A 16,730-nucleotide genomic window follows, 5' to 3' on the forward strand; every position below is an offset into this window, starting at 1 on the left:
AGGCATGGCACTCGGGGTCTTTGAATCTGCGGCGATTGCGCTCGTGGCGCTCGGCTTGGAGGGTGGTCAGACCACGCCAAGCCTGCGGCCGGAAGATTTGATGCTGTTCTGTCCATCCGGTCCGTAGAAGTTGCCGGTGCCGGTCTTGCCTTGCAGGATGGTCAGTGCGCTCTGGTTGATCGAGAGTTTCTTGCCGATCAGCAAGCCATTGACGCGGTTGAGCTCCTTGGCATCCTGGGCCAGTTCGAACAGGCCGGCCCAGACGTCCTTGTCGGCGTCGCTGCCGTGTTCGTTCATCCACTGCTGCATGCCGGCCTCATCTTCGCTGTAACCCAGGCTGCCCAGCAGGCTGTGGCGGTTACCGGCCAGCGTGGCCATGTCGGAAACGATGGTGGCTTTTTCGGAAATGATGTCGGTCAGGCCTTCGGCGGTGGCTTCAGCCAGCAAGGCCTGTTCCTGATTCAGTTTTTCGACCAGGCGGGACAGGGCAGCGTGTTCCAGAGGCAGGTTGCTGGCCGGATTCATGCGGGTCATCCTGTGCGAAGGCAGTGACGATCAGGCCGGACGGGCGCTGATCAGGGTCTTGACGGTGTCGATCAGGCCATTGGCCACTTTTTCCGGATCGATCTGGAAAGTGCCGTTGGCGATGGCAGCCTTGATTTCGGCCACTTTCTTGGCATCGAAACTGCTGCTGTTGCTGTTGACCTTGGTTTCCAGCGACTGATAGGTGCTGGACAGGCGCACGCTATCGGAAGTGGCTGCAGTGGCCGCGGCACCATTGCCGGCAGCAGCGCCGGCGGGGGCGTTGTTGCGAGGCTGGGCCTGGGTCTGCTCGCTGTTGAGGGCAGCGGATTTGAGGGCGTCGTTAACGTTCACGGCAGTATTCCTTGTAGGGTGGGGGCGCATCGCACCCGCCTGTCGTATGGATTATCGGCCAGTTCTGCGCAAACTTTAACATCCAGGGCGCCAAAATGACGAAATGGGAGAAATTTTCTTCACATTTCCGACGCGCAGCTGCAGATCCCGGCTAGACAGTCCTTTCTCTTCAGGATTGCCCTCTATCAATAGTTGATTTCCAGAATGCCACCCGCCTTGGCGATGCCGCTGACCACTTGCCCGGCGGCGGTCCGCGCCTGTGCCATCTGGCCTTCATTGGCGTTGGTCATGGCGCGCGCTTCCGTGGAAATCTGGAAGCCCGGGCCGATCGAGACGACCCGTACCGACTGTCCTTGTTGTACCACCCGCTGGTTGCGGATGGCGTCCATGCGCAGCGGGGTTCCTGCGCGCAAGGACATGTTGGCAACCCGGCCCACCACCTGGGTTTCTTCGGTGATCACCCCGCTTGGCAGGCTGGACATGTCACCGCGGATGCGGGTGATGTCGCTGGCGCTGATGGTCTGGCCCTGCGCCAGCGGCACGGCGGCCACCAGGTAGTCCGAAATGACCTGGACATTGGCGCGCAGATAGATCGTCCAGGGGGAGGGGGCCACGCACTTGACGCCCACCGTGGTGCGGCCCCACAGGCGTCCGCCGTTGGGCATGAAGGCTTGCGGTTCGAGGCAGGAGGCCAGCGTCAGGCGCGGGTCGGCGGGATCGATGGTGATCGTGACACTGCCCGGCAGGCCAGAGGTCTGGCTGGCCAGGAATTGCTCGGCAACCTGTTGCAGAACTTGCAAGTTCTGCTTTTGCGGACCGTCGGGGGTATTTTGCGCAGCAACTGGCGAGGCGGTCGTCAATGCGCCGGCCAGCAGGGCCAGGGCGGCGATGGCACGGCGCAGTAGGCTCATGGGGCGTAAAGGATATTTCATTTTTTGCAACTTGCCTGCAGCAGACATTGGCCAGACATTGGCGAATCTTGGCAGCAATGGTACGTCGCGCGCGCGAGGTCAAAAGCGCAAACAGGGGAGGCTTTTATCTCTTTATCGCCCCTTAAAGTCCCGGGTGGAAACGTATGATCAAGCCTACGTAATTCCATCATCGGCGTAGTGTGCGACCGTCCCAGGCAGGGCGGCAGCGGCGCCGGTATTTCCGGAGGACCCGATGGTCTCTAAGCTCGACGATTTCTTCCGCTTCAATGAGATGGCGCTGAACCTGCGGGCACAGCGCCAACAGGTGCTGGCCTCCAATATCGCCAACGCCGATACGCCCAACTACAAGGCGCGGGACGTCAATTTTGCCGATGCGCTGAAAAACGCCCTCGACAACAAGGGCGGCGCCGTGCCGCCGCTGCAACTGGCCCGCACCGCCGCCTCGCACGTGGCCGGGACCGCACCCGACAACGGCCCGGGCAGCATCGGTGGTTCGCCCCTGCAGTACCGCACGGTGACCCAGGGCAGCGTGGACGGCAACACCGTCGACCTGGACGTGGAGCGCAATGAATTCGTCGACAACGGCATCCGCTACGAAGCCGGTGTCACCGCTGTAAACGGCCAGATCAAGGCCATGATTAACGCCATCCAACCGGGTTGATAAACCATGTCCCTTTCCAACATCTTCAACGTTGCCGGTTCGGCCATGAGTGCGCAGGCCCAGCGCCTCAATGCCACGGCCAGCAATATCGCCAACGCCGATAGCGCCACCGGCCCGGACGGCCGGCCCTACAAGGCCAAGCAGGTGGTCTTCGAGTCCATCCCCGTGGGCGATGTCAAGGATAGCGGCGTGAAAGTGGCTGCTGTGGTCGAAGACCAGGCGCCGCCCAAGCTGGTCTACGACCCCAAGCATCCCATGGCCGATGGCAATGGTTATGTCGCCATGCCCAACGTCAACCCGGTCGAGGAAATGGTCAACATGATCTCGGCTTCCCGCTCTTACCAGACCAATGTGGAAACGATGAATACGGCCAAGGCCATGCTTGTCAAGACCCTTACCATCGGACAATAGGAAACAGGACCTTAAATCATGGCAATCGTCTCCAATGACCTGCTCAATGCAATGAATGGCACGAGCAGCAGCTCGTCGACCAACAACTCGGCTAGTCTGAACGACAACAGCCCGGATGCGATCCAGAATCGCTTCCTGACGTTGCTGATTGCGCAGATGAAGAACCAGGACCCCAGCAACCCGATGGACAATTCGCAGCTGACCACGCAGATGGCGCAGCTGTCGACCGTCTCCGGCATCAGCCAGTTGAACGATTCGCTGGGTACGCTGATGGGCAATCTCAGTTCTTCGCAAGCGTTGTCCACGGCCAGCATGATCGGTCACAGCGTGCTGGCGCCGGGTAACGGCATCCAGTTGACCTCGGATACCACCAAGGACGCCGACGGCAAGGACGTTACCAGCCAGAAGGCGGTGTTCGGTGTGAACCTGCCCAGCACGGCCTCTTCGGTCATCGTCACCGTCAAGGATTCCACCGGTGCTGTGGTGCGCACCATGGACCTGGGTACCCAGGCTGCCGGTGCCGTGCCCGTGATCTGGGATGGTACCAACGACGCCGGCGGCAAGGCTGCCGACGGCAACTACACCTTCACCGCCACCGCTTCCAACAATGGCACCCCGGTCGCGGTGACGGCGCTGGCCTTCGGTACGGTGGCCAGCGTGTCCACCGGCACGGACGGCGTCAAGCTCAATGTCACCAACGTTGGCACCATCAAGTCCAGCGACATCGTACAAATTCTTTAATCGTTATTACCGACATCATTCGGAACAAGGGGATTTCTCATGAGTTTTCAGCAAGGTCTGAGCGGACTGAACGGCGCAGCCAAGAGCCTGGACGTCATCGGTAATAACGTGGCCAACGCCAGCACGGTCGGTTTCAAGCAGTCGCAGACCCAGTTTGCCGACATGTACGCCAACTCGATGAACCGCTCCGGCAATTCGCCGGTGGGCATCGGCGTGACCGTGGCCAACGTGGCGCAGCAATTCACCCAGGGCAATATCAGTTCGTCCAACAACCCGCTGGATATCGCCATCAATGGCGACGGCTTTTTCCAGATGTCGGCCAGCGCATCCGATCTGTCGCCGATGTATGGTCGCAACGGCCAGTTCCAGCTGGACAAGAATGGCTACATCATCAACCCCAGCATGAACGGCGCCTTCCTGATGGGTTGGGCCGCCGGTGCGTCCGGTGGCGATCCGGTGCAGCTGCAGATCGATACCTCGTCGATCCCGGCCACCCCGACCACTTCGGTGTCCACCAAGGTCAACCTGGATTCGCGCCTGGCCGTGCCGACGGTCACGCCTTTCAATGCTGCCGATCCGAACAGCTACAACAACTCCACCGGCGTTACCCTGTATGACAGCCTGGGTAACCCGTACAGCATGCAGACTTACTACGTCAAGGCAGCACCGACCGGTACGCCGCCGACGACTACCTGGACCGTCTACGCCAAGATCGACAACACCACCCTGAACGACGGCGCCACCCCACCGGCCCCCGTTGCGCTGGGTACCATGACCTATGACTCGACCGGTACCCTGACCCAGATCAACGGTGCGGCGGTGACGCCCACCAGCGTCATGACCCTGACGGCCGCGCAATTGAATGATCCGAGCATCGTCAAGGGCGGCGGCAACTTCGCTGCACCGATCAATTTCTCCTATGCAGGTTCGACCCAGACCGGTTCGGCTTTCGTCAACCTGGCGCAAAACCAGAACGGCATGCCGCCGGGTACCCTGTCGAGCTTCTCGATCGACAAGGATGGCACCATCGTCGGTTCCTACAGCAACCAGCAGACCAAGAACCTGGGTACTGTAGTGCTGGTGAACTTCGCCAACCCGAATGGCCTGCAGCCGCTGGGCAACAACCTGTATGCGGCCACCGGTGCGGCCGGCAGCCCGCTGGTGGGCAAGCCCTCCACCGGCACGTTCGGTAGCCTGCAGGCGCGCGCGGTGGAAGACTCCAACGTCGACCTGACCGCTGAACTGGTCAACATGATCGTGGCGCAGCGCGTCTACCAGGCCAACTCGCAGACCATCAAGGTGCAGGACACCGTGCTGCAGACCCTGGTCAGCCTGCGCTGATAAAGGCTTGATCGCGCGCCTTGCGGCGCGCGTGCTGCAAGGTCGCCGGCGTCGCCGGCGGCCGGTTTCAACCGCTGGCGCCGGGGGATGGTGCCGCAAAAAAGGGGTTTTATGGATCGTCTGGTCTATACAGCGATGTCGGGGGCCAAGCATACGCTGGAGCAGCAAGCTACTGCCAGCAACAATCTGGCCAACGCCACGACCACGGGTTTTCGCGCCCAATTGAATACCTTCCGCTCGGCACCGGTGGTGGGCGATGGCTTGCCCACGCGGGCCTTCGTGGTCGACTCGACCGCGGGCAGCGATTTTTCGCAGGGGCCGATCCAGGACACCGGGCGTGCGCTGGACGTGGCCGTTCAGGGGCGTGGCTGGATCGCGGTGCAGACCGCCGATGGCGGCGAAGCCTATACCCGCAATGGCAGCTTCAAGATCAACGAGAACGGCATCCTGCAGACCCAGAATGGTCAGTCGGTGCAGGGCGATGGCGGTCCGATCACTATCCCGCCCGATACCACGGTGGCCATCGCCGCCGATGGCACGGTGTCGTCGATCCCGACCAATGGCATTCCCAATGCGGTCAACGTGCTGGGCCGCATCAAGCTGGTCAATCCGGACGAAAAGAACATGAAGCGCGGTGATGATGGCCTGTTCCGCACCATCACCGGTGCCGCCCAGCCGGACGCCAACGTGCGCCTGGCCAGCGGTGCCGTCGAAGGCAGCAACGTAAACGTGGTGGAGGCGATGGTCAACATGATCAACCTGTCGCGCCAGTTCGAGATGAACATGAAGGTGATCCAGACCGCCGAAAGCGATGCGACCAAGGCGACCCAGATTCTGTCCTTGTCCTGATAGCACAGCCCCTGCACTGATTACCGGAGAAATAAATGATTCGTTCCCTGTGGATTTCCAAGACCGGCCTGGATGCGCAACAGACGCAACTGGACGTGATTTCCAACAACCTGGCCAACGTCAGCACCAACGGCTTCAAGCGTTCGCGCGCCGTGTTCGAAGACCTGCTGTACCAGACCGTGCGTCAACCCGGCGCGCAGTCCTCGCAACAGACCCAACTGCCCTCGGGCCTGCAGATCGGTACCGGCGTGCGTCCGGTCGCCACCGAGCGCATCTTCAGCCAGGGCAACGTCAACCAGACCAACAATGACAAGGATCTGGCGATCCAGGGCAATGGCTTCTTCCAGATCCTGCTGCCCGACGGTACCACCGCCTACACCCGCGATGGCGCCTTCCAGACCGACAGCCAGGGCCAGCTGGTGACCTCCAGCGGCTACACCCTGCAGCCGCCGATCACCATTCCGCTCAACACCACCAAGCTCAGCGTGGGCCGTGACGGTACCGTCTCGATCATGCAGGCCGGTTCGACCGCGACCACGCAGATCGGCACCATCCAGGTCGCCACCTTCATCAACCCGGCTGGCCTGGAAAGCCGTGGCGAAAACCTGTATGTGGAAACCGCCGCTTCCGGCACTCCCAACCCGAATACCCCGGGTACCAACGGTGCCGGTGCCTTGTGGCAGGGCTATGTGGAAACCTCCAACGTGAACGTGGTGGAAGAGCTGGTCAACATGATCCAGACCCAGCGCGCCTACGAAATCAACAGCAAGGCCATCACCACATCCGACCAGATGCTGGCCAAGCTGTCGCAGCTGTAAGACCTGGCGGCGAGCCGGGGCGGCGTTATTGAACAAGGTAGTCGGCAGTAGAAAGAAGGACGAGGCAGATATGAAGAACTTGCTGAAATTGGTTTCCATCGCGGGCGTGTTGGCTGTGGCCGGTTGCACCACCGTGCCTGACAGCATCGTGACGGGTCCCAAGACGGCGCGTCCGCAGCCGGCTTCCTATGCGCCCCCGACCTCGGGTGCGATCTTCCAGTCGGCGGTCTACCGTCCGCTGCTGGAAGACCGCCGCGCGCGCCTGGTGGGTGACACCATCACCATCGTCATCAATGAGAAGACCAGTGCCGGCAAGTCCGCCGGCAGCTCGGCCAGCAAGACCGGCGCGGTGGCGTCGCCTGCGCCGACCATCTTCGGCACCTCGATCAAGGAACTGTCGGCCTCCGGCAGCTCCTCGGCCAAGTTCGAGGACAAGGGCGCTACCAATTCCAGCAATACCTTCACCGGCACCATCGGCGTGACGGTGGTGGAGGTGCTGCCCAACGGTAACCTGGTGGTCTCGGGCGAAAAGCAGGTGGCGCTGGACAAGGGCGTGGAGTACGTGCGCTTCTCCGGCACCATCAGCCCGGACAATATCCAGACCGGCAATACCGTCTCCTCGACCCTGGTGGCCGATGCCAAGGTCGAATACCGTACCAATACCCGCGTGGACATGGCTGACTTCATGTCCTCGCTGGGCCGATTCTTCTTCAGCGTTTCTCCTTTCTGATGTGGAGTAGTGCAATGACCCGGAAAGGATTTTTCGCGATGGATATCTTCAGATCAGGTAGCAGGCGGGCCATGGTGGCCGCCGCGGCCGTGGCCACCCTGTGCCTGGGCGTGGCGCTTCCGGCCCAGGCCGAGCGACTCAAGGACCTGGCCAGCATCCAGGGCGTGCGTCAGAACCAGTTGGTCGGTTACGGCCTGGTGGTCGGTCTGGACGGCAGCGGTGACCAGACCACCCAGACCCCCTTCACCGTGCAGAGCGTGATCAGCATGTTGCAGCAACTGGGCGTGAACGTGCCGTCCGGTACCAGCAGCAACATGCAGTTGAAGAACGTGGCCGCGGCCATGGTGACGGCCAACCTGCCGGCCTTCGCACAGCCCGGCCAGTTGATCGACGTGACCGTGTCGTCCATCGGCAATGCCAAGAGCATCCGCGGCGGCACCTTGCTGATGGCCCCGCTCAAGGGCGCCGACGGCCAGATCTATGCCATCGCCCAGGGCAACATCGTGGTCGGTGGTGCCGGTGCTTCGGCCGCCGGCAGCAGCACGACCATCAACCAGCTGTCGGCCGGCCGCATTTCCGGCGGTGCCACGGTCGAACGTGCAGTGCCCAGTTCGCTGGGTGGCGGCGACATGGTCGTGCTGGAACTGAACGACAACGATTTCTCTACCGCCGCCCGGGTGGTGGATGCGCTCAACAAGCGCTTTGGTACCGATACTGCCGTGGCACAGGACGGCCGCGTGATCCGCGTGCGCGCGCCGATCTCCAGCGGCGACCGGGTGGCCTTCCTGGGAGCGCTGGAAAACGTCGACGTGACGCCCGGCAAGCTGGCGGCCAAGGTCATCCTCAATGCGCGTACCGGTTCGGTGGTGATGAACCAGAGCGTCATGCTCGATACCTGCGCCGTCTCGCACGGCAATCTGTCGGTGGTGATCCAGGCTGACAATGCCGTGAGCCAGCCCAATGCGCTGGCCGGTGGTCAGACGGCCGGGGTGCAGAATGCGCAGGTCTCGATCAACAAGGAGCCGGGCAAGGTCATGCTGTTGAAGGGTGGTGCCTCGCTGTCCGATGTGGTCAAGGCACTCAATGCCATCGGCGCCACGCCCCAGGACTTGCTGGCGATCCTGCAGGCGATGAAGGCGGCAGGTTCCTTGCGCGCCGAACTCGAAGTGATCTAACGGTAACGGTAGCGGGACGGCATGGCCGATTCCATTACAAACGCTTTCATCCAAGGTAACCCATGCTCAACAAGATCAACCCATCCAATCCGACCGAGAATCTGGCCGTCGATGCGAATGGGCTGAATGGCCTGCGCGAAGCAGCCCGGCAGAACTCGCCGGAGGCCATCAAGGGTGCAGCCAAGCAGTTCGAGGCGCTGTTCCTGAACATGGTGATGAAGAGCATGCGCGACGCGACGCCGCAAAATGGCCCGTTCGATAACGAGCAGACCAAGATGTTTACCTCCATGCTGGACCAGCAGTTGAGCCAGAGCCTGGCACAGCGCGGTGTCGGGCTGGCCGATGTGCTGACCCGCCAGCTGTCGGCCTCGCTGCCCAAGAAGCTGCCGGATGCGCAGGACCTGGAGGGTACGACCATGCCGGGCGAGGAGGGCTTGCCCATGGGTATTCCGCTGGTCAAGGAAATGAGCGATGCCGACCGTGCCAAGTTCATCCAGAGTTTCGCCAGCCAACAGCAGGCCGAGAGTACCGACCAGGATGGTCGCAACGGCAAGCAGCGCCGCAACTCCAACAAGCCGGCCCATGTCGAGGCCTTCCAGAACCGCCTGCAGGCCGATGCCGAGATCGCCAGCAAGATGACCGGCATCCCGGCCAAGTTCATGCTGGCCCAAGCCGCGCTCGAAACCGGGTGGGGCAAGAAGGAAATCATCGCCCGCGATGGCCGTTCGGCGCACAACCTGTTCGGCATCAAGGCCACCGGTAACTGGACCGGCAAGGTGGTCGAGGCCACCACCATCGAATACATCAACGGCAAGCCGCAAAAGCGGGTGGAGAAATTCCGGGCCTATGATTCCTATGCGGACGCCTTCAAGGATTACGCCAACTTGCTGCGCAGCAATCCGCGCTACGAGAAGGTACTGGCCAGCGCCCAGGATGCCCATGGTTTCGCCTACGGCCTGCAGCGTGCCGGTTACGCCACCGATCCACATTACGCCGAGAAACTGTCGCGCATCATTCGCCAGTCGCTCTCGGCATAGGTTTCCCGCCGGTCATGACCTGGGCCGCGAGCGATTACCCGGCGGCAAGCTCATCGGTGCCGGTCGGAAACAAATTCGATCGCAGCCATCTAAAGTTTTGGTCAATCCTGCCGTTGACTTGGTTATTCCGCTAAAAGCTTTCAGGGACGACAACCTAGCATGGCAACTAACATCTTCAGTATCGGGCAATCCGCGTTGCAGGCGGCCATGGCGGCACAGGCCACCACCAGCCACAACATCTCCAACGCCACCACGCCCGGCTACAACCGCCAGGAAGTCGTGCAGAGTTCGGCCGGCGGCATCAACTACGGCTACGGCTTCGTCGGCCAGGGGACCCAGGTCACCGAGATCAAGCGTATCTACAACGACTTCCTGACCAAGCAGGCACTGGCCTCGCAGACCTCGGCCAGCTCGCTGGATGCGTACTACTCCGAGATCTCGCAGATCAACAACATGGTGGCCGACACCAAGGCCGGCTTGTCGCCATCCTTGCAGGATTTCTTTGCGGCGATCCAGAACCTGGCCTCCAATCCGAACACCCAGGCCTCGCGCCAGTCGGTGCTGTCGCAGGCCTCGACCCTGGTGGCACGGGTGACCAGCATCAACGATCAGCTCTCGGCCAGCAGCGCCAGCGTCAATAGCCAGATCACATCTACCGTCACCACGATCAACTCCTACGCGCAGCAACTGGCGCAGCTCAACAAGGCCATCGTCAATGCCATCGGTACCGGTGGCGGTCAGCAGCCCAACGACTTGCTGGACCAGCGTGACCAGTTGGTGGCCGAGCTCAACAAGTACGTCAAGATCACCACCGTGCCACAGGATACCGGTGCCGTGAGCGTGTTCATTGGTACGGGCCAGGCGCTGGTGACGGGCGAGAACGTGACCCAGCTGGCAGTGACCAATTCACCCACCGACGTATCGCGCCTGCAGATCGGCCAGGTCAACGGTGGCACCACCTCGACCATTCCGGACAGCTTCTTCTACGACGGCGGCAGCCTTGGTGGCCTGCTGAAGTACCGCAGTGAAACCCTGGATCCGACCCAAAACGCGCTGGGCCGTATCGCCATCGCCCTGGGTACCGCCTTCAACCAGCAGCAACAGCTGGGCCTGGACCAGAACGGCAATCCCGGCACCAACATGTTCAATGTCAGCTCGCCCAACCTGATCGGTTATCCGACCAACACCGGCACGACTGACCTGAAGACCACGATTACCGATCCGTCGGCCTTGACCACCAGCGACTACACGCTGACCTACGACGGCACCAATTACACCTTCACCCGCCTGTCGGACAATACCAAGACCGTCAAGGCGGCGGGCGATTTCCCGGTGACGCTGGATGGGGTGACCTACTCCAACGGTGCGGCCGCGCCCGGTCCTTACGCACCGGCCATCCCGAACGGCAATATCTACAAGATTCAGCCGACCGCCAATGGCGCAGCCGGGTTCTCGCTGGCACTGAACAACACCCAGCTGCTGGCCACAGCAGCGCCGATCTCGACGTCGATCAACGCCACCAACAACGTCAACGCCAGCACGGGGGCCGCCAATACCGGCAATGCCCTCATCTCCAGCACCTCGCTGGATGGGACCAAGTTCCAGCAGGGTTCGTCGGTGTCGTTCACTGCTTCGATGAGCGCGGCAGTGCCGCCCGTGTTGCAGTTGACGGGCGCCTGGAGCAATGCGACTCCGGTTCCGGACGTGACCTATTCCAATCCGGATGGCACCGGCGGCACCGTCGCCGGCGGCGCGGCATTCCCTTACCAGTCGGGCATGACCATCACCAGCGGTGGCGTGTCCTTCACGCTGACCGGCACGCCCAGCACGTCGGGGGCCGGTGACAAGTTCAACTTCGCGCCGGTCGCGGCCAACAAGGGTACGGCCACCATCAGCACCGGATCGGTCACGCCGGCCTACCTGACCACCACGACCCCGCTGACCAAGCCAACCACGCTGGAGTACGACGCCACCGCCACGCCGCCGAACTTTACGATTTCTCCGGCGGTTCCGGCCGGCGGCGGTACCATCACCCACAAGGATGGCACCACCACCACCATCGGTGCCGGTGTCACGGTTCTGCCTTACACGGCGGGGGATACCTACGAGATCAGCGGGGTATCGTTCCAGATTTCCGGGCAGCCTTCTGATGGCGACCAGTTCACCATCGCGGCCAATACCAATGCCGCCTCGGACAATCGCAACATGCTGGCCATGGGCAACCTGCAGACGGCCAAGACCATCAATGGCACCAACTTCCAGGGTTCGTACTCGCAGCTGGTGGCCACCATCGGCAACAAGACCAATGAGATCAATGTCACCAACACCGCCGAGAAGGCAAGGCTGACGGCGATCCAGACCCAGCAGCAATCCGAGTCCGGGGTCAACCAGGATGAGGAACTGGCGCAGATGATCCGCAACCAGCAGCAATACCAGGCGGCTGCCAAGATCATCCAGGCGGCCAGCGACATGATCAATGTGCTGCTCACCCTGGGCGGTTGAACAGTTAGATAGAGGAAGACGATATGCGTATTAGCACCCAGATGCTCTATCAGACGAGCAACAACGATCTGACCACTCTGCAGAGTCAGATCCTGAAGCTGAACCAGCAGGTGACAGCACAGCAGAAGGTCTTGCTGCCGTCGGACGACCCAGTCGCCGCTGCGCGCGCTCTCGACATGAAACAGACGTCGGACTTGAATGAGCAGTACAAGGTTAACCGCCAGAACGCCAACAGCGCGCTGTCGAGCGTGCAGGGTACCCTGGACAGCCTGACCAACATGCTGACCAAGCTGAAGTCCAACGTGATCGCAGCCGGCAACGCCTCCTACTCCAATGCCGAACGCAGCAACATGGCCTCCGAGATCAAGGGCAATCTGAACGAAGTGATGGGCTATGCCAACGCCCAGGACGGCCAGGGCAACTACATCTTCGCCGGCTTCAAGAGCACGACCCAGCCGTTCACCCTGGACGGCAGCGGCGGCGTGACCTACAACGGTGACCAGGGCGCCATCACACTGCAGGTCGATTCGACCCGCCAGATGGACATCAGCGCGTCCGGCCAGGCGATCTTCCAGGGTGGTGGTCAGGATATCTTCAAGACCATGACCAACCTGATCAATACGCTGTCGGTGCCGGTGACGGAGGCGGCCAACAAGGCCGACGAAATCGCAGCCAATAACTTTGAGTATCCTGCGGGTCAGTTTCCGATCCAGGACTACAAGACGCAGCAGGCGACCCTGGATGCGATGAAGCCTGATGATCCGGGCTACCAGGCCCAGTTCACTGCCACGGCCGCCGCCAAGCTCAAGGCCGACGCCGCCGATGCTGCCCGTACGCCGATCCCGGGCAGCCAGGCCGCGCTGAACCGCAACCTGGCCGCGTTCAATACCCAGATCGATTCCATTTCCAGCAGCGTGTCCACTGCCAAGGCCTCCATCGGTGCACGCCAGAATGAACTGGACAACCTCGATGCCGCTGGTGAAGTCAACAAGGAAAACTACACCCAGACCATCAACAACCTGCTGGGCCGCAACCTGTCCGACACCAACGAGCTCATCAGTGACCTGACGCTCAAGCAGACCTACCTGTCGGCGGCGCAGAAGGTGTTCGTCACCACCAGCGGCCTGACCCTGCTGAACTATCTGAAGTAATTTCTGATGCAGACCGTCTGCTTTCGGCAGCGGTCGCCAGGCAAAAGAAAGGCGAACCCGCGGGTTCGCCTTTTTTGCTTTGGCACTGCGCTTGCTATTGCGCTTGCTACTGCGCTGGCGGCATGGCGGGTGGGGTTGCCCTGGCGTCGCCGCCCAGAGCCTGGTATAGCGTCATCTGGTTCTTGAGCTGGTTCAGCCGCGTCTGGGCCAGTGAAGTCTCGGCGGTACGCCGTTTGTCCTGCTGATCCAGCCAGGCCTGCAAGGTGACCGAACCGGCGCGGTAACGCAGCTCGAACAGTCGCTCGGCGGCCTGCGCCACTTCCAGGTTGCGCACCAGCAGGGCTTGCTGGTTGGCATATTGCTGGCGTGCCGCGAGGGCATTTTCGACCTCGCTGAAGGCCGAATACAGGGTCTGGCGGAAGTTGGTGACGGCGGTGTCATAGTCTGCCTGCGAGACGCCGACCTTGAGCTTCATCTGCGTCTGCTGCAGGAAGGGCAGGGTCAACTGGGCGCCGAGCGTGGCCAAGGGATTCTGTACCAGACGCAGCAGGGCGTCACTGCTGGTGCCAAGCGTGCCGGTGAGGTTCAGTTGCGGATAGAAGCCCAGTCGTGTGAGGTCGACATTGGCCAGCGAGCCGCGCAGGCGCAGTTCGGCAGCGCGCAGGTCCGGGCGGCGCCCCAGCAGGTCGGCCGGCAGGCCGGCTTCAAGCGCCGGCAGTGGCTGCTCAGGCAGGCTGGGCGGAAGCGTAAAGACCTGTCCCGGCGGGCTGTCGAAAAGAATCGCCAGGGCGTTGTCGTTTTCCACCCGCTGCCGTATCAGGTCGGTATAGCTGGACTGCTGGCTCAGCAGGTTCTGCTGCGCCGTCAGCACTTCCAGCGAAGAGACGGCGCCGGCACCGTATTGCGTGTTGACCAGTTCCAGCGTCTTGCGGGCGTAAGCTATGCTCTGCTCGGCGGTGCGGATGCGCTGGTTCAGGAAGGCGCCGGTCCAGTAAAGGCTCGCGGTGGTGCCGACCATGGTCAGCGCGGTGGCGGCGCGATCCTGTTCGGTCGCCAGGGCCTCCCAGCGGGCTGCGTCATAGTTGGCGCCCAGGCGGCCCCAGAGATCCACTTCATAAGACAGGGTGATCGAATTCTGGCTTTGGCGCGTGGTCGAGCGGTTGCCGCTCAGGGGCTTGCTGGCGCTGGTGCCGAGCTGGCCACCAAGCGCCGGGACGAAGGCATCGTCCGCCAGTCCGGCCACCATTTGGGCGCGTCGTACCTTGATGGTGGCGGCAGCCAGATTATTGTTCTTGCGCAGGACTTCATCGATCAGGCGGGTCAGTTCGGCGTCGCCGAAACCTTGCCACCAGCGCTGGGCATCGACCGTGCCGGCCGCAGGCGCCTGTTGCCAGGCCGGCGGCGCCTGGGTCACCGGCGGCGCGTAGGGTGTGCGCGTCAGGGAACTGCAGCCGCCCAGCAGGGCCAGTGCCAGCAGCAGCGGAAGTGGGGAGAGAAGAGGCTTGGACATGGCTATGGAATCATTCGCGTGCAAGGGCATCCACCGGGTTCAGGCGCGCTGCATTGCGCGCCGGCAGGAAGCCGAAGACCACGCCGATCAGGGTGGAGCAGGCAAAGGCGCTGACGATGGAGGCGGTGGAATAGATCATCCGGAAGCTACTGACGAAGTGCGCGAAGATGGCGCCGAAGGATAGTGCCAGCAACACGCCCAGCAGCCCGCCGGCCAGGCAAACCAGCACCGCCTCGATCAGGAACTGCTGCATGATGTCGCTCTGGCGCGCGCCTACCGCCATGCGCACGCCGATCTCGCGGGTGCGCTCGGTGACCGACACCAGCATGATGTTCATCACCCCGATGCCGCCCACCACCAGCGAGATCAGCGCGATCATCGACACCAGCAGGGTGAGGGTGGCAGTGGCCTTTTCGATGGTCTGGCGGATGCTGTCGGTGTTGAAGATGTAGAAGTCCTTGGTACGGTGACGCAGCGTCATCAGCCGCGTGATGCCTTCCTCGGCGGCGGCGCTGGGGACGTTGTCGCTCACCCGCACGGTGATGCCGCTCAGATAGCGTTGCCCGATCACCCGGCTCATCGCCGTGGTGTAGGGCACCCAGACGTTGAGCGCACTGTTGTTGCCGAACCCGTTCTCGCGCTTTTGCGTTACGCCGATCACGCGGCAGGGCACGCTACCCAGGAAGATCACTTCGCCCAGGGCATTGCCACCGTTGGGGAAGAGCTTCTTGTAGGTATTGGCATCGATCACCACTTCCTGCGCATAGCGGCGGATGCTTTCGTCGTTGAAGCCCATGCCCTGCGCCATCTTCAGGCCGCGCACGCGGAAATACTGCTCGCCCACGCCGTTGATGGTGGCGGTCACCGAGATGTTGCCGTAGCGCGCCGAGGAGGCCGTGGCCACGCTGGGAGTGACGCTGTCGACGAAGTTCTGCTCGGCCAGGGCGGCCGCATCGGCCGGGGTGAGGGTGCGGATGGCGGCCGACTTCATGTCGCCGAAGTCGGTGCCGGGGAAGATGTCGATGGTGTTGGTGCCCATGGCACTGATGTCGGAGAGGATCTGCTCGCGCGAGCCACTTCCCAGTGCCACCACCGAGACCACCGAGGCAATGCCGATGATGATGCCCAGCATGGTCAGGAAGCTGCGCAGGCGGTGTGCGTTCATGGCCAGCAGTGACATGCGCAGCGCCTCGCCCAGACGGTCCAGCGTGGCGCGCCAGGGGCTGGCCTGCTGCTGGCGGTCGCTGCGTTGGCGGGAGGGGTTGCCGCTGCTCGTGGGGGTGGTGGCATCGGTCCCGGCCGGCAGATTGCGGCGGTCGGCGATGATCACGCCATCCTTGATCTCGATGATGCGCTGGGCATTGCTGGCCACCTGCATATCGTGGGTGACGATGATGATGGTGTGGCCTTCGGCATGCAGTTCCTTGAGGATGTTCATCACCTCGTGACCGCTGTGGCTGTCCAGGGCGCCGGTGGGTTCGTCGGCGAGGATGACGTCGCCGCCATTCATCAAGGCGCGCGCGATGGACACGCGCTGCTGCTGCCCCCCCGACAATTGCCCCGGCTTGTGGTGACTGCGTTCGGCCAGGCCCAGGCGGGCCAGCAGTTGTGCGGCCCGCTGGCGTCGTTGCGCCGGGTCCAGACCGGCATAGACCGAGGGCACTTCAACGTTGGAGGTAGCGTCCAGGTCCGAGAGCAGGTGGTAGCGCTGGAAGATGAAGCCGAAATGCTCGCGCCGCAATTGCGCCAGTTCGTCGGCATCGAGCTTGCCGGTCTCGCGCCCGGCCACCAGGTAGCTGCCGGCACTGGGCTTGTCCAGGCAGCCGAGGATGTTCATCAGGGTCGACTTGCCGGAGCCGGAGGCGCCGACGATGGCCACCAGCTCGCCGGCCTCGATGTCGAGGTTGACGTCATTGAGCACGGTGATGCTGTCGTCACCGGCCGGGAAATCGCGGCGCAGGCCGCGCAGCTGCAGCAGGGCTGTGGTCATGGCGGC

The 16,730-nt window shown here is 62.5% G+C and carries 16 protein-coding genes; 11 read left to right on the top strand and 5 right to left on the bottom strand.

Annotation, left to right across the window (positions count from 1 at the left end; all coding sequences use genetic code 11):
• Positions 1-66: 66 nt before the first annotated feature.
• The 3 genes from BTM36_RS15815 to flgA form a co-directional block, all read right to left on the bottom strand.
• Positions 67-525, bottom strand: coding sequence for a flagella synthesis protein FlgN (locus tag BTM36_RS15815; protein ID WP_077237035.1), 459 nt, complete (start codon positions 523-525; stop codon positions 67-69).
• A gap of 30 nt (positions 526-555) precedes the next feature.
• Positions 556-876 carry a flagellar biosynthesis anti-sigma factor FlgM gene (flgM, locus tag BTM36_RS15820; RefSeq protein WP_006462685.1) on the bottom strand — a complete coding sequence of 107 codons (321 nt, stop codon included), beginning with the start codon at positions 874-876 and terminating at the stop codon, positions 556-558.
• 185 nt (positions 877-1,061) lie between these two features.
• Complete coding sequence (gene flgA / locus BTM36_RS15825) at positions 1,062-1,787, bottom strand: flagellar basal body P-ring formation chaperone FlgA (RefSeq protein WP_254427021.1); 726 nt, start codon at positions 1,785-1,787, stop codon at positions 1,062-1,064.
• 253 nt (positions 1,788-2,040) lie between these two features.
• Here flgA and flgB point away from each other — a divergent pair, with 253 nt between their 5' ends.
• The 11 genes from flgB (at position 2,041) to flgL (ending at position 13,224) form a co-directional block, all read left to right on the top strand.
• Positions 2,041-2,469 (top strand): flagellar basal body rod protein FlgB, encoded by a 429-nt coding sequence (flgB, locus tag BTM36_RS15830; protein WP_077237037.1) that lies wholly within the window; start codon positions 2,041-2,043, stop codon positions 2,467-2,469.
• Between the two features lie 6 nt (positions 2,470-2,475).
• Positions 2,476-2,880, top strand: coding sequence for a flagellar basal body rod protein FlgC (flgC, locus tag BTM36_RS15835; protein WP_006462682.1), 405 nt, complete (start codon positions 2,476-2,478; stop codon positions 2,878-2,880).
• 18 nt (positions 2,881-2,898) lie between these two features.
• Positions 2,899-3,621: a flagellar hook assembly protein FlgD gene (locus BTM36_RS15840; RefSeq protein WP_077237038.1), complete on the top strand. Its 723-nt coding sequence runs from the start codon at positions 2,899-2,901 to the stop codon at positions 3,619-3,621.
• A gap of 39 nt (positions 3,622-3,660) precedes the next feature.
• Complete coding sequence (gene flgE, locus BTM36_RS15845) at positions 3,661-4,962, top strand: flagellar hook protein FlgE (RefSeq protein WP_077237039.1); 1,302 nt, start codon at positions 3,661-3,663, stop codon at positions 4,960-4,962.
• Between the two features lie 111 nt (positions 4,963-5,073).
• On the top strand, positions 5,074-5,811 hold the full coding sequence (flgF, locus tag BTM36_RS15850) for a flagellar basal-body rod protein FlgF (RefSeq protein ID WP_006462679.1): 738 nt from the start codon (positions 5,074-5,076) through the stop codon (positions 5,809-5,811).
• Positions 5,812-5,846: 35 nt separating this feature from the next.
• Complete coding sequence (gene flgG / locus BTM36_RS15855; protein ID WP_006462678.1) at positions 5,847-6,629, top strand: flagellar basal-body rod protein FlgG; 783 nt, start codon at positions 5,847-5,849, stop codon at positions 6,627-6,629.
• Positions 6,630-6,699: 70 nt separating this feature from the next.
• Positions 6,700-7,359 carry a flagellar basal body L-ring protein FlgH gene (locus tag BTM36_RS15860; protein WP_006462677.1) on the top strand — a complete coding sequence of 220 codons (660 nt, stop codon included), beginning with the start codon at positions 6,700-6,702 and terminating at the stop codon, positions 7,357-7,359.
• Positions 7,360-7,430: 71 nt separating this feature from the next.
• Positions 7,431-8,534 (top strand): flagellar basal body P-ring protein FlgI, encoded by a 1,104-nt coding sequence (locus BTM36_RS15865; RefSeq protein WP_174616869.1) that lies wholly within the window; start codon positions 7,431-7,433, stop codon positions 8,532-8,534.
• Positions 8,535-8,596: 62 nt separating this feature from the next.
• The gene (gene flgJ / locus BTM36_RS15870; RefSeq protein WP_006462675.1) at positions 8,597-9,571 is read left to right on the top strand and encodes a flagellar assembly peptidoglycan hydrolase FlgJ; all 975 of its coding nucleotides are present in this window, start codon (positions 8,597-8,599) and stop codon (positions 9,569-9,571) included.
• 159 nt (positions 9,572-9,730) lie between these two features.
• Positions 9,731-12,073, top strand: a complete 2,343-nt coding sequence (gene flgK, locus BTM36_RS15875) for a flagellar hook-associated protein FlgK (protein ID WP_077237041.1) — start codon at positions 9,731-9,733, stop codon at positions 12,071-12,073.
• Positions 12,074-12,096: 23 nt separating this feature from the next.
• Positions 12,097-13,224, top strand: a complete 1,128-nt coding sequence (gene flgL / locus BTM36_RS15880; protein WP_077237042.1) for a flagellar hook-associated protein FlgL — start codon at positions 12,097-12,099, stop codon at positions 13,222-13,224.
• 106 nt (positions 13,225-13,330) lie between these two features.
• Here the strand turns inward: flgL and BTM36_RS15885 are convergent, their stop codons facing one another.
• Both BTM36_RS15885 and BTM36_RS15890 read right to left on the bottom strand, forming a co-directional pair.
• Positions 13,331-14,734 (bottom strand): efflux transporter outer membrane subunit, encoded by a 1,404-nt coding sequence (locus BTM36_RS15885; protein ID WP_077237043.1) that lies wholly within the window; start codon positions 14,732-14,734, stop codon positions 13,331-13,333.
• 10 nt (positions 14,735-14,744) lie between these two features.
• Positions 14,745-16,724: a MacB family efflux pump subunit gene (locus tag BTM36_RS15890; protein ID WP_077237044.1), complete on the bottom strand. Its 1,980-nt coding sequence runs from the start codon at positions 16,722-16,724 to the stop codon at positions 14,745-14,747.
• Positions 16,725-16,730: the final 6 nt, after the last annotated feature.

The organism is Herbaspirillum sp. VT-16-41 (assembly GCF_001994935.1).
GTDB lineage: Bacteria > Pseudomonadota > Gammaproteobacteria > Burkholderiales > Burkholderiaceae_D > Herbaspirillum > Herbaspirillum frisingense.

Excerpts from the sequence above, each read along its gene's own strand:
- BTM36_RS15865 (WP_174616869.1), top strand. The coding sequence starts at position 7,431 with ATGGTGGCCGCCGCGGCCGTGGCCACCCTGTGCCTGGGCGTGGCGCTT.
- flgJ (WP_006462675.1), top strand. The coding sequence starts at position 8,597 with ATGCTCAACAAGATCAACCCATCCAATCCGACCGAGAATCTGGCCGTC.
- flgK (WP_077237041.1), top strand. The coding sequence starts at position 9,731 with ATGGCAACTAACATCTTCAGTATCGGGCAATCCGCGTTGCAGGCGGCC.
- flgA (WP_254427021.1), bottom strand. The coding sequence starts at position 1,787 with ATGAGCCTACTGCGCCGTGCCATCGCCGCCCTGGCCCTGCTGGCCGGC.
- BTM36_RS15815 (WP_077237035.1), bottom strand. The coding sequence starts at position 525 with ATGAATCCGGCCAGCAACCTGCCTCTGGAACACGCTGCCCTGTCCCGC.
- BTM36_RS15890 (WP_077237044.1), bottom strand. The coding sequence starts at position 16,724 with ATGACCACAGCCCTGCTGCAGCTGCGCGGCCTGCGCCGCGATTTCCCG.
- BTM36_RS15860 (WP_006462677.1), top strand. The coding sequence starts at position 6,700 with ATGAAGAACTTGCTGAAATTGGTTTCCATCGCGGGCGTGTTGGCTGTG.
- BTM36_RS15840 (WP_077237038.1), top strand. The coding sequence starts at position 2,899 with ATGGCAATCGTCTCCAATGACCTGCTCAATGCAATGAATGGCACGAGC.
- flgG (WP_006462678.1), top strand. The coding sequence starts at position 5,847 with ATGATTCGTTCCCTGTGGATTTCCAAGACCGGCCTGGATGCGCAACAG.
- flgB (WP_077237037.1), top strand. The coding sequence starts at position 2,041 with ATGGTCTCTAAGCTCGACGATTTCTTCCGCTTCAATGAGATGGCGCTG.
- BTM36_RS15885 (WP_077237043.1), bottom strand. The coding sequence starts at position 14,734 with ATGTCCAAGCCTCTTCTCTCCCCACTTCCGCTGCTGCTGGCACTGGCC.
- flgL (WP_077237042.1), top strand. The coding sequence starts at position 12,097 with ATGCGTATTAGCACCCAGATGCTCTATCAGACGAGCAACAACGATCTG.
- flgC (WP_006462682.1), top strand. The coding sequence starts at position 2,476 with ATGTCCCTTTCCAACATCTTCAACGTTGCCGGTTCGGCCATGAGTGCG.
- flgE (WP_077237039.1), top strand. The coding sequence starts at position 3,661 with ATGAGTTTTCAGCAAGGTCTGAGCGGACTGAACGGCGCAGCCAAGAGC.
- flgF (WP_006462679.1), top strand. The coding sequence starts at position 5,074 with ATGGATCGTCTGGTCTATACAGCGATGTCGGGGGCCAAGCATACGCTG.